The following is a 12,753-nucleotide window of genomic DNA, read 5'->3' on the forward strand; positions in this document are numbered from 1 at the left end:
ATAACGAACATATCCCGACAAGCATCAAAGCAAAAATCAATGATTTTTTTGTTCCGAATCTGCTGATAAAATTTACGGCAAAAAGTGAAAATATGGCAATAGGCAAATCTTTAAAAGATTCTAAAAAGCCAAGCTTATCATATGTGATTTTCTGCTCGGAAAGCTGAATAATTACAATCCCCATACAATTTAAAACCATTGAAAAAACAAGGAAAGTAAGCTTCAACGGAAGGGAAATATTGGGTTGCTTAGCATTCATTTGGGGATTTATTTTAGTGTGTTTTATCGGGATTTTACCGATTATATTAATCTGCTTCTCACTTTAAATGCCCAAAAATAATGGAAATATTAAAATAATTATTAAAAAAATGTTAATTAATAAAAAAAAGATATATTTTTATTGTCTCAATTTGAGAATTAAAAAACTTAACTATATATGAATGTTAAAATATCAAGAAGCTTAGGAATTATTGCCGCTCTTTATTTTACGGCAAATTTCAATGCACAGACTACGCCGCGCGATACTGTTTCTAAAGAGCAGAAGATCGAGGAAGTGGTGGTTATTGGTTATGGTTCGGTAAAAAAATCAAACCTTACAAGTGCGGTATCTACAGTAAAATCTGAAACTTTTGACGACAGGCCTATTTATAATGTCGGTCAGGCTTTGCAGGGAAATGCTGCCGGTGTGAATGTAATACAGTCTTCCGGTAAACCGGGAGCAGCAATTGATGTAAAGATCAGAGGAAACAATTCAATCTCTTCCAGCGTAAACCCGCTTTACGTAGTTGACGGAATTCAAACTTTTGATATCAGCGGAATCAATCCTGATGATATTACCGATATGACGATCCTAAAGGAGAATAATATTGATGTTTTAAACCTGGATCAGTACAAAACATTGATGAGTGAAATTAATCCTTCTTATTTAACGACGATTAACAATCCGAGATACGAAGGGATCAATACCAATTGGAGAGACGAAGTTTTCAGAACAGGCTTTGATCAAAATTATAATGTAAACTATTCTTTCGGAAACGAAAAAGTAAGAGCTTATACAGCATTAGGTTATCAGGGAATTGACGGTATTATTGATCCTGCAAGGTTTGACAGGATTTCTGCTAAATTAAATTTAGATGCGAAGATTACCAACTGGCTGAAACTGACAGGTAATTTTAACTATATTAATACTACGCTTAAGAACACGAATGATAACTTAGGAACTTCCAGGGGCGGGGTTATTTTGAGTGCATTAAATACACCATCATTCCTGCCAATTTATGGTAGTCAACTTAAGGTAAGAGAAACTGGTACTGATGGTAACTATTTAGACGGATATAAAGACGGACAGTTTGCTTTAAACCCATTTCAATCTTCTTGGGAAAATCCGGTTGCTTACCAATCCAGACAAAATGAAACTCAGACTCAACGTTTTATGAGCAATTTAGGGCTTGAAGTTAATTTGCTTAAAAATCTTGTTTGGAAACCAACGGTTTCATTCGATTTAATTGATGTTACCAATGATCAGTTTACAGATGGATATCAAACAAGCTACGGAAGACAGCAAAAAGGTATTGGTGGTAAGTATTTGTCGACTTATCAGGACATGAATATTGAAAATACTTTAACGTATACTATAAAATCCGGAGTTCATGATTTAGCTTTATTAGGAGGTAATCAGATTCATGAGAAGAGAAATTCTTGGCATAATTATGATGGAAATAATTTTCCTGAAGGAACAACTTTTTTTGATTACAACACTGTAATTGATAATAAGCGTGAAAGCCTTGTAAAAGAACATTTAAGAGAACTATCTTTTTTTGGAAGAGCATTATATACCTATGATAACAAATATACTATTATGGGAGTTTTCAGGTATAACGGAAGCTCAGCTTTAGCACCCGGAAATAAATGGGGATTCTTCCCCGGAGTTTCTGGAGCTTGGACAGTTTCAAACGAAGATTTCTTAGCTGACAACAAAATCCTATCTGAATTGAAGATTAGAGGAGGATGGGGACAAAGTGGAAATGCATCAGGAATACCTCCATATTCTCATTATAATTTAGAAAGAGTTTCAAGAGTTGGTCCGGATGGAATTTGGAATACTTATCAGTGGGATAGTGGTGATTTAGGTTGGGAAGTAACTTCTGATGCCAATGTTGGGATAGATTTTGGTTTTTTAAATAATAAAATCAAATTAACCGCAGATGCATACAAAAGAAAAACTAAAAACCTGATTGTACCAATACGAATGGGTAATTTAGGTAATATACTTAAGAATGTTGGAGATATGGAAAATCAAGGTTTAGAACTTGGTTTAAATACCCAGAATTTTAAAGGCGAAAACTTCAATTGGAGCACTAACTTTAATATTTCTTTCACAAAGAATCAGGTAACAAGTCTTAAATACCAACCTAATATAGATAAAGCTAATATTGAGACTGTTGGAGCAACATTAGTGAGGTTTACTCCGGGTCAGCCAATCAGTTCTTTTTATGGTTACCAAGTAAGTCATGTAGACTCTCAAACGGGAGACCTTGTGTATAAAGATCTTAACGGAAATGGTATTTTTGATCCAAATGACAGAACAATAATAGGAAATCCAAACCCTGATTTCAGCTTTGGATTTACCAATAATTTTTCTTACAAAAATTGGTATTTGGATGTTTTAGTTACTGGATCATATGGTGGAGAAATATACAATGCTTCAAGATTTGATCTCGAAATGATGAATGATTTTAAAAATCAATCAACCGCAGTTTTAAACCGATGGACTGCTCCAGGACAAATTACCAATACTCCAAGAGCAAATTCTGCTACAGCACAATATGTATCAGACAGATTTGTAGAAGATGGTTCATTTATTAGAATAAAAAGTGCCACTTTGGGATATAATTTCTTAACTCCATTCAAAGGAGTAAGCAAAATTAATCTTTATGTTACTGGTCAAAACCTTTTAACCTGGACTGRTTATACAGGTTTCGATCCTGAAGTAAATGCTTTCAACACAACAAACGGTGTTTCAGGTGTGGATTATGGAACTTATCCTCAGGTAAGAACATTTATTTTTGGTTTAAAAGCTAATTTTTAATTTTTATTATTATGAAATTCAACAAAACAATATATTATTTTCTGTTGGGAACAAGTTTAACTTTGGGAACAACTTCTTGTAGTGATTATTTGGATACTGAACCGCTTACTGACAGAGCCGTACCGCTTACTGATACTCCTTACACTACTGCAGCAGAAGCAGAGGGTTTAATGTCTGCAATCTATGTTGACTTAGGTAATGAATATTGGCAGTTAGATTATTTCTTTAATGGAGATGCACAAACAGAAATTGCTCATGCGGGAAGTGATAATATCCAAAATTTTCAAATGGATGAATACAGAATAATCGCTACAAATGCTAATGTTAATAGAGATTGGAATTATTTATTTACTTTCATTAATAATTGTAACAAAGTTTTAAATTATGTAGACAATATCCCAGATCCCACACTTTCTACAGCAAGAAAATCAGAAATGAAAGCTGAAGCTGCCATTATGCGAGCAATGTATAATTTTCATGGGGTGCAGCTTTGGGGAGATTTTCCTTTGGTTACAAAAGCGGTGATTGGTGTAAATGACGAAAATTTCGATGAAGTTTATGAGCAGGTTTACCCAACAAGAAAACCGGTCAATGAGGTTTATAATTTAATTATTTCAGATTTGGAAGGAGCTTTGGCAAGCGCACCTGCAAGTTCAAATAAATACAGAGCAACACGAGGTTTAGCTTTATCATTATTAGCAAAAGTTTACGCCACAAAACCAAATCCAGATTATGCAAAAGTAATTGATTACACGACCCAGTTAATGGGACAGGGATATTCTTTGCTTCCGGTTTATGATCAGCTTTTTGATGGAAACCATGAAGCCAATGCAGAATCTATTTTTGAATCTAATGGAAATGCAGGAAATCTTTGGGCATGGGGATCGTCTATGTTTTACGGAACAGACTGGAAAAAATTTAATACCCCTTCTTACGACATTGTAAATACATTCAACACAGAAAATGATAATGTTAGAAAAAATTCGAGTGTATGGTTTTCTCCGACTACGGTAAGCTGGTCAGACAATTTCTGGCAAAGTAACAACTTCCCGTTCATGTATAAAATGAGAATTACCACTGGTCATCAGAATTTCTATGTAATGAGATATGCAGATTTACTTTTAATAAGAGCTGAAGCTTTGGTTCATCAGGGAAATTTTGCAGAAGCTGCTGCTCTGGTCAATCAGGTGAGAGCAAGAGCAAGCTCAAGTTTAGCGCCTGTTACGATTGCCAATACTGATGATGGAATTAATAAAATTCTTAAAGAAAGAAAATTAGAATTAGCATTTGAAGGTCACCGTTGGTTTGATTTAAAAAGAACCGGAAAAGCAATTTCTATACTTTCACAGCAAAGAGATGCGAATGGAAATCTATTGCCTTATGTAAATAACTTAAACCAAAACAGGTTATTGTGGCCAATTCCACAGACTCAATTAGATAATAACCCGAATTTAACCCAAAATCCAGGATATTAAATATGTTAAATAAAAAATCATATAGTTTCTTTTTAAAAAGTACTGCACTGCTGTTTGGCGGTGTGGTACTTTTGCCTTTGTCGTCTTGTAAATCTGTTTCAAATACAGAAAATAAAGTTCAGATCTGGATGACAAAAGGAGATGAAAGCGTAAAACTACAGCAGCAAAATGCATTAAATTTTATAAATACTTCCAACAACTTTCAGACTATTGAAATTGACGATACCCAGAAGTTTCAATACATTGACGGTTTTGGTTATACATTAACCGGCGGAAGCGTTGAAGTCATCAATCGTCTCTCACCTTCAAAAAGAAAAGCTTTATTAAATGAACTTTTCGGAAATGATAAAAACTCCATTTCCATAAGTTATTTGAGATTAAGCATTGGTGCATCCGATTTGGATGGTGAAGTTTTTTCTTACGATGATTTACCTCAAGGTCAGACTGATCCCACTTTATCAAAATTCAGTTTGGCAAGAGATAAAGATTTGATTTCGATGTTAAAAGAAATTTTAGCAATCAATCCTAAAATTAAAATCATTGCAGCGCCATGGTCGCCTCCGGTTTGGATGAAAGATAATGGCAAATCGATTGGCGGAAGCTTAAAGCCTGAATTTTACGATACCTATGCAAAATATTTTGTGAAATACATTCAGGGAATGCAGAAAGAAGGCATTACAATTGATGCAATAACTCCTCAAAACGAACCTTTACATCCCGGAAACAACCCAAGTTTACTGATGGTTTCAGATCAGCAGAGAGATTTCATTAAACAAAGTTTAGGTCCTGTTTTTAAATCTAATAATATCAAAACAAAGATCGTTGTTTACGACCACAACTGCAACAAACCTGAATATGCTATCAATATTTTAAATGATCCTGAAGCCAATCAATACATTGACGGTTCAGCTTTCCATTTGTATGAAGGCGATATTTCAGCTTTAAGCACGGTTCACAATGCTCATCCTGATAAAAATCTTTATTTTACAGAACAATGGACGGGTGCAAAAGGAACCTTCAATGAAGACCTGAACTGGCATACCAAAAACGTTGTCATCGGATCAATGAGAAACTGGAGTAAAATTGCTTTAGAATGGAATTTGGCAAATGATCCTCAATATAATCCGCATACACCGGGAGGTTGTACAGAATGTAAAGGAGCAATCACGGTTTCGGATAATGAAAATTTCACAAGAAATGTTGCCTACTACATTATTGCTCATGCGTCAAAGTTTGTTCCGGCAAATTCACAGAGAATAGCTTCTACACAAACAGAAAATTTGGTTACGGTCGCTTTCAAAACTCCGGAAGGTAAAACGGTTTTGATTGTTCAGAACAATAATAAATCAGAAGAAAGTTTCAATATTAAATATAATCAGAAAACAGCTCCGGTTACAATTACGGGAAGTTCTGTAGCAACCTATATTTTTTAATTTAAACTTGTTTAAACTTTTTCTTTACCCACAAAAAGAATAAAAGATTTAATATTTTCTCAGTTTAAACAGAAAAATTAGTTTAAAAAAAATCTGAAAAATTATTGATTGCAAAAACTTTGTTCTTCGTTAAGCGGGACACTTTTACAGGTCTAAAACCATTACTAAAGTTCGCAAAATATTTTTTGCGAACTTTGCATTACATATAATTTTATAAAAACTAAATTATAAATGAAGAAGATATATTTCATACTCGCATTTACAGCATTAGGATTCAACGTCTTCGGGCAAAAAACCATCGATCAAAAGGTTTCTGAGCTGCTATCTAAAATGACATTGGAAGAAAAAGTTGGGCAATTGGTTCAGTACAGCGGTTTCGAATACGCAACAGGTCCGCAAAATTCAAATTCGGCAACTGTTTTAGAAGAAATAAAAAAAGGGAAAGTAGGTTCTATGCTCAATGTTGCAGGAGCCGAAGAAACAAAAAAATTCCAGGAATTAGCATTAAAATCCAGATTAAGAATTCCTTTACTCTTTGGTCAGGATGTTATTCATGGGTACAGAACAACATTTCCTGTGAATCTTGGTCAGGCTGCGAGTTGGGATTTAAAATTAATTGAAAAATCAGAACGAATTGCTGCAACAGAAGCTTCTGCCTACGGAATTCACTGGACTTTTGCACCAATGGTTGACGTCGCAAGAGATCCGAGATGGGGAAGAGTAATGGAAGGTTCAGGTGAAGATACGTATTTGGGAACACAGATTGGTTTGGCAAGAATCAAAGGTTTTCAGGGAAAAGGTCTTGGAAATCTTGATGCAATTATGGCTTGTGCAAAGCATTTTGCAGCATACGGAGCGGCAGTTGGCGGAAGAGATTATAATTCTGTAGATATGAGTTTAAGACAACTTCATGAAACGTATTTACCACCTTTCAAAGCAGCTGCAGAAGCAGGAGTTGCCACTTTTATGAATTCTTTTAACGACATCAATGGAATTCCGGCAACAGCCAACAAATATATTTTAAGAAATCTTTTAAAAGATCAATGGAACTATAAAGGTTTTGTAGTTTCAGACTGGGGAAGTATTGGCGAAATGGTTCCTCACGGTTATGCGAAAGACAATAATGAGGCTGCCGAAAAAGCCATGAATGCAGGAACCGATATGGATATGGAAAGCCGTGCCTATATGGCTGAACTTCCAAAACTGGTTCAAAAAGGAAAAGTAGATCCGAAACTAATTGATGATGCGACGAGAAGAATTTTAGTTAAAAAATTTGAAATGGGATTATTTGATGATCCTTACAGGTTTAGCAGCGAAAAAAGACAGAAAGAACAATTAAACAATCAGGATAACAGAAAATTTGGAAGAGAATTTGGTTCAAAAAGTATTGTTTTACTTAAAAATGAAAAAAATATTCTTCCGCTTTCAAAATCTACCAAAACGGTGGCTTTAATAGGACCTTTCGGAAAAGAAACGGTCGCCAATCATGGTTTCTGGTCGATTGCATTTAAAGATGACAATCAGAGAATTATTACTCAGTTTGATGGAATTAAAAATCAATTAGATAAAAATTCAACATTATTATATGCAAAAGGTGCGAATGTAGATGATCAGGATAAATCGATGTTTGCAGAAGCGGTAGAAACGGCAAAAAAAGCAGATGTTGTCATTATGACTTTAGGTGAAGGTCATGCCATGAGTGGTGAAGCGAAAAGCAGAAGCAACATTCATTTTTCAGGCGTTCAGGAAGATCTTTTGAAAGAAATTGCAAAAACAGGAAAACCGATTATTTTAATGATCAATGCAGGAAGACCGTTGGTTTTTGATTGGGCTGCAGAAAATATTCCTGCAATTATGTACACTTGGTGGTTAGGAACAGAAGCCGGAAATTCTATTGCGGATGTTCTTTTTGGAACAGTAAATCCAGCCGGAAAACTTCCGATGACTTTCCCGAGAACAGAAGGGCAAGTTCCGGTTTATTACAACCATTACAACACAGGAAGACCTGCAAAAAATAACACCGACAGAAACTATGTTTCGGCATACATCGACTTAGATAATGACCCTAAATTCCCGTTTGGTTATGGTTTAAGTTATACTCAGTTTAAATACTCTGAGATGAATTTAAGCTCAACAAATCTTGAAGGAAATCAGACGTTAAACATTAGTGTAAATGTTGCTAATACCGGAAATTACGATGGAGAAGAGGTAGTGCAGTTGTACATCAAAGATCTTTTCGGAAAGGTGGTAAGACCTGTAAAAGAATTGAAAGGTTTCCAAAAAGTGTTTATTAAAAAAGGAGAAACTAAAACCATTAATTTTACTTTAACGCCGGAAAATCTGAAATTTTACGATGATCAATTGAACTTCGATTGGGAAGCAGGCGAATTTGACATTATGGTCGGAACCGATTCTCAAAATGTTCAGACAAAAAGAATTAATTGGTTAAAATAAATAATAGTTTTACACATCTGAAGCGGGCTAAAGCCAGCTTTTGGTGTAAAAGACTTTACAAATAAACGGTATGTTTGTCATTCTGAAAGAAGCAAAGCAGATTGAAGAATCTCAACATCATTATTAGAGATTCCTCGTTCCTCGGAATGACAACTTTGAAATAAAAAAGATATTTCAGTAAAATACAAAAATTTATTTAAAGAAGTACTTTTTTAGGGAAGAGTTTATCAGAATAAGATTTCAATTAATTTTAATCTTTATACCGCATATTTTTAACAAAAAACCGAAGCTAGAAACGGCGTTATAATCAGGGAACGTTCTTTGTGCAGCGATGTAAGTAAGCGCTAAAATACTTCCCCATTCGTTCATACAGTCTTTTTCATACGCTACTCTCATTACTTTGTGGAAAGAAACAGCCGAAATATCCCAGCCTTTTTCCAACCAGTCGTAGTTCATTTCTGTATAATGCTTTCCTTTTCTCACATTGATAGACATACCGATTGAGTGAAGGATGAAGTCGATTTTACCAAATTTTGCAACAGCAGCATCAAAAAGCTTTTCAATATCTTCGAGAGAAGTTGCATCTGCACCGATTACCTCAGAACCTGTTTTTTCTGCTAAACCGTTTAGTTCTCCCATTCTAAGAGCGATCGGAGCGTTTGACAGGATAAATTCTGCGCCTTCTTCGTGGCATCTTTCAGCAACTTTCCATGCGATAGATTGTTCATTAAGGGCTCCAAAAATAATTCCCTTCTTGCCTTTAAGTAAACCGTATGACATAATTATTTAATGTTTATTAATCCACAAATGTAGCAATAATTTGTGTTTACAACATAATAAAAAACGAAGCCTTCCTAAAAAGACTTCGTTTTTCTTGATAATATATAAAAGACTAATAATTTAATTCGTTTTTTTGTTCCATTCTGCTTTTACATCTTCTGCGGCATCTTTGGTTTTTTCCCAGGCATCATTGGCTCCGTCTTTAATATCTTCCCAAGTATCAGCGGCGTTAGCTTTTACCCTGTCAAACCAGCCTTCCTGATTTGCTTCTTCGTCATTATTTCTTTTTTCATTGATGTAATCTCTTGCTCTGTCTGCAAGATCACTTACTTTCCATTTTGCATCATTTGCTGCATTTCTTAAAGAGTTTTCGGTGTTGTCAACAGCTTTTTCAGCTTTGTTATAATCTTGGTTTTCCATAATGTTAAATATTTAAGTGTTATGCTTAAGAATAGGCAATAAGTATTCCTAAAAAACAAAATGGTTGTTAAAATTTTCATAATGTTTAAAATAAAGCTTTTATGAATAATATAATGGTAATAAATAAAAAAGGACTTCAAATAATGAAATCCTTTCTGTTTTATTTTATGATTCTCTCGAGAACCCATTCAATCAGGTTTTTTTCAGAAGCATGATGGTCTGATGAAAATTCACCTCGTCGTCTGTTGGCAATCACATTATTTACAGTAATCGCTTTATGTCCCAATAATTTTGAGAAAGCATAAATTGCAGAAGTTTCCATTTCAAAATTGGTAATTCCCAGATCGTTTAAGGTTTCAAGAAACTTATCATCCAAAGCTTTTAAACGAAGCTGTCTTCCTTGCGGAGCGTAAAATCCGGGGAAAGTTGCTGTATTACCGTGATATTTTGCATCTTTATACAATTCGCCCAACTCTTCAGACCATTCAGAAAAATAAAGCATAGGTTTAATTTTTTCATAAGGAAATTGATCTAAAAATTGCTTAGAAAATTCATTTTCGAAATTATAATCCTGGTAAAAATGCATCAAACCGTCAAGACCTACAACGTTTTGAGTAACCAGCATATTATCAACCTGTACATCAGGATTTACACTTCCGCAGGTTCCCATTCTGAATAATTGCAGAGATTTGTGTTCAGTTTTAAATTCTTTTTCCTTTAAATCGATATTAACCAACGCATCAAGCTCGTTCATCACAATATCGATGTTTTCAGTTCCAATTCCGGTCGACATTACAGAAATTCTTTCACCACGCAAAGTTCCTGTATGCGTATAAAATTCTCTTTTATTTTTTTTGATTTCTACTTTGTCAAAATATTTTGAAACTTTCGGCACTCTGTCCGGGTCGCCCACCAAGATTATTTTATCGGCAATATCTTCCGGCAAAAGATTAAGATGATACACACTTCCGTCATCGTTCAGAACCAATTCTGAAGCTGCAAGTTTATTTAGCATAATTATTTTATTAAAAAAAGGGAGGTGAAGATAAGAATTTTGTTTTAATAAAACAGATCACCTGAAAGATAATCTTTATTTAATTTAAGATTAAAGTTGTGGTAATATTGAAATCTTAGATTTGCGTTTTAATTAATTACACTTTCTCTTTTGCTGTCGTCATGTTCTTTGTCGATGGCAATTTTTTTATTATTAAGATTATATTTCATTCAAATTTCAAAACATTGAATCTTATCTATCAACCATCAACTAACAACCATCAACAACTAATGATTAACCGCCGACTCTTTTCGTTTTGTAGCCCATATCTTTTAAAATAGCCATAATCTTATCACGATTGTCACCCTGAATAATGATGGTTCCGTCTTTTTCAGATCCGCCGATTCCCAAAGTGGTTTTTATTTTCTTTGAAATCTTTTTCAGGTCTTCTTCACTGCCTTCCCAGCCTTCAACAATCGTTACAGGCTTTCCGTTTCTGCCTTTCTTTTCAAATTTGCAAACCAGGGCTTCTTTCTGCTTAAATTCTTCTTCAGGCATTTGAAAATCCTGCTCTTCATGCTCAGGAAAAAGGTTTTTTAGTTGGTCTCTTAAGTCCATAAAACAAAATTAAAAATAATATTGATAATTCTGGATAATTTAATTTCAATCGTAAATACCATTGCAAGAATTTTCTGATTACTCTTAATGTTCTATAAATGAAAATTCTTAATATTCTTTGCTGAGTGAAACGCCTTTGCGAACTTAAAACAGTTAGCTGTTAAAAAAATCTTAGCGACCTTTGCGTTAAAATTAAGTATTACAATAAATAACAAATAATCAATAAGAATTCTAACCTTGATTCATTATTCGTAACGATTTCATTTAAACTTTTAAGCAAAATTTAAACCTTTTAAATTCTTCAATTTACTTTAAAATCGATAAATTTGTTTGTTTAAAAATCAAAATAGAATGTCTAAAAAAGCAATATTGGCAATACTTGACGGATGGGGTTTGGGAACAAATCCTAAAGTTTCTGCATTAGCTCAAGCAAATACACCATTTATAGATAGCTGTTATCACAGATTTCCACATACAACTTTAGAGGCAAGCGGTTTGGCGGTGGGTCTTCCTGCCGGACAAATGGGAAATTCTGAAGTGGGGCATATGAATTTGGGAGCAGGAAGAGTGGTGTACCAGAATTTGGTAAAACTGAATATGGCTGTAGAAAACGGCACTTTAGGACAGGAGAAAGTAATTCAGGAAGCTTTTAGTTACGCCAAAAGAGAAAATAAAAATGTACATTTTATCGGTTTGGTTTCCAACGGTGGAGTACATTCTCATATCAATCATTTAAAAGGATTATTAACTGCTGCAAAAGATTTTGGTTTAAATGAAAACGTTTACGTTCACGCTTTTACTGATGGCAGAGATTGCGATCCGCATTCAGGTTTAGGATTTATTGAAGAGCTTCAGAATCATATGTTGCAAACTACAGGAAATCTTGCATCTGTTACGGGAAGATACTACGCAATGGACAGAGACAGAAGATGGGAACGTGTAAAATTGGCGTATGATGCAATGGTTGAAGGCGTTGGTCTGCAAACAACAGATGCTGTTTCAGCGATTAAACGTTCTTATGATGAAAATGTAACCGACGAATTTATTAAACCAATTATTTTGGTTAAAGAAACTCAGATCGGAAACATTGTTCCTGTCGGAAAAATCGTAGATAATGATGTGGTAATCTGCTTTAATTTCCGTACAGACAGAGGAAGAGAGATTACAGAAGTTCTTTGTCAGCACGATATGCCCGAATATTTTATGCGAAAGYTTCCGTTGCATTATATTACATTGACAAATTATGATAAAACATATCAAAATGTAAACGTTGTTTTTGACGAAGAAGTTTTAAAAGATACAATGGGTGAAGTTTTGGAAAGAAACGGAAAAACCCAGATCAGAATTGCCGAAACTGAAAAATATCCTCACGTTACCTTTTTCTTTTCAGGAGGTCGTGAAGAAGAATTTCATGGTGAAAAAAGATTGCTTTGTCCGAGCCCGAAAGACGTTCCTACTTACGATTTGAAACCTGAAATGTCAGCTTATGAT

8 protein-coding genes and 2 pseudogenes are annotated in these 12,753 nt (G+C 34.4%); 5 read left to right on the forward strand and 5 right to left on the reverse strand.

The genetic code is table 11. The features are described 5' to 3' along the window. A pseudogene (locus AB4Y90_RS12400) lies at positions 1-259 on the reverse strand (MFS transporter); the annotation flags it as partial. 177 nt (positions 260-436) lie between these two features. On the opposite strand from AB4Y90_RS12400, the gene AB4Y90_RS12405 reads away from it, so the two are divergent. The 4 genes from AB4Y90_RS12405 (at position 437) to bglX (ending at position 8,450) form a co-directional block, all read left to right on the forward strand. Continuing rightward, positions 437-3,088, forward strand: coding sequence for a SusC/RagA family TonB-linked outer membrane protein (locus AB4Y90_RS12405; protein WP_441557887.1), 2,652 nt, complete (start codon positions 437-439; stop codon positions 3,086-3,088). A gap of 11 nt (positions 3,089-3,099) precedes the next feature. Further along, the gene (locus AB4Y90_RS12410) at positions 3,100-4,563 is read left to right on the forward strand and encodes a RagB/SusD family nutrient uptake outer membrane protein (RefSeq protein ID WP_441557888.1); all 1,464 of its coding nucleotides are present in this window, start codon (positions 3,100-3,102) and stop codon (positions 4,561-4,563) included. Positions 4,564-4,565: 2 nt separating this feature from the next. Then, complete coding sequence (locus AB4Y90_RS12415; RefSeq protein ID WP_441557889.1) at positions 4,566-5,996, forward strand: glycoside hydrolase family 30 protein; 1,431 nt, start codon at positions 4,566-4,568, stop codon at positions 5,994-5,996. A gap of 231 nt (positions 5,997-6,227) precedes the next feature. Then, positions 6,228-8,450, forward strand: a complete 2,223-nt coding sequence (bglX, locus tag AB4Y90_RS12420; protein WP_441557890.1) for a beta-glucosidase BglX — start codon at positions 6,228-6,230, stop codon at positions 8,448-8,450. Positions 8,451-8,750: 300 nt separating this feature from the next. On the opposite strand, the pseudogene AB4Y90_RS12425 reads toward bglX, so the two are convergent. The 4 genes and pseudogenes from AB4Y90_RS12425 to AB4Y90_RS12440 all read right to left on the reverse strand — a co-directional run. Further along, positions 8,751-9,230: pseudogene (locus tag AB4Y90_RS12425) on the reverse strand (enoyl-ACP reductase FabI); the annotation flags it as partial. Positions 9,231-9,350: 120 nt separating this feature from the next. Beyond that, positions 9,351-9,650 (reverse strand): hypothetical protein, encoded by a 300-nt coding sequence (locus AB4Y90_RS12430; protein ID WP_441557891.1) that lies wholly within the window; start codon positions 9,648-9,650, stop codon positions 9,351-9,353. A 160-nt stretch (positions 9,651-9,810) separates the two neighbouring features. After that, the gene (locus AB4Y90_RS12435) at positions 9,811-10,665 is read right to left on the reverse strand and encodes a nucleoside phosphorylase (protein WP_441557892.1); all 855 of its coding nucleotides are present in this window, start codon (positions 10,663-10,665) and stop codon (positions 9,811-9,813) included. A 273-nt stretch (positions 10,666-10,938) separates the two neighbouring features. Further along, positions 10,939-11,262 carry a translation initiation factor gene (locus tag AB4Y90_RS12440; protein ID WP_441557893.1) on the reverse strand — a complete coding sequence of 108 codons (324 nt, stop codon included), beginning with the start codon at positions 11,260-11,262 and terminating at the stop codon, positions 10,939-10,941. 351 nt (positions 11,263-11,613) lie between these two features. On the opposite strand from AB4Y90_RS12440, the gene gpmI reads away from it, so the two are divergent. After that, on the forward strand, positions 11,614-12,753 hold a 1,140-nt coding region (gene gpmI / locus AB4Y90_RS12445), incomplete at its 3' end, for a 2,3-bisphosphoglycerate-independent phosphoglycerate mutase (RefSeq protein WP_441557894.1).

This window comes from Chryseobacterium sp. 2TAF14 (assembly GCF_052115105.1).
Classification (GTDB): domain Bacteria; phylum Bacteroidota; class Bacteroidia; order Flavobacteriales; family Weeksellaceae; genus Chryseobacterium.

Bases quoted from the DNA above. Each gene is read 5' to 3' on its own strand.
- AB4Y90_RS12410 (WP_441557888.1), top strand. From the start codon at position 3,100: ATGAAATTCAACAAAACAATATATTATTTTCTGTTGGGAACAAGTTTA.
- AB4Y90_RS12415 (WP_441557889.1), top strand. From the start codon at position 4,566: ATGTTAAATAAAAAATCATATAGTTTCTTTTTAAAAAGTACTGCACTG.
- bglX (WP_441557890.1), top strand. From the start codon at position 6,228: ATGAAGAAGATATATTTCATACTCGCATTTACAGCATTAGGATTCAAC.
- AB4Y90_RS12430 (WP_441557891.1), bottom strand. From the start codon at position 9,650: ATGGAAAACCAAGATTATAACAAAGCTGAAAAAGCTGTTGACAACACC.
- AB4Y90_RS12435 (WP_441557892.1), bottom strand. From the start codon at position 10,665: ATGCTAAATAAACTTGCAGCTTCAGAATTGGTTCTGAACGATGACGGA.
- AB4Y90_RS12440 (WP_441557893.1), bottom strand. From the start codon at position 11,262: ATGGACTTAAGAGACCAACTAAAAAACCTTTTTCCTGAGCATGAAGAG.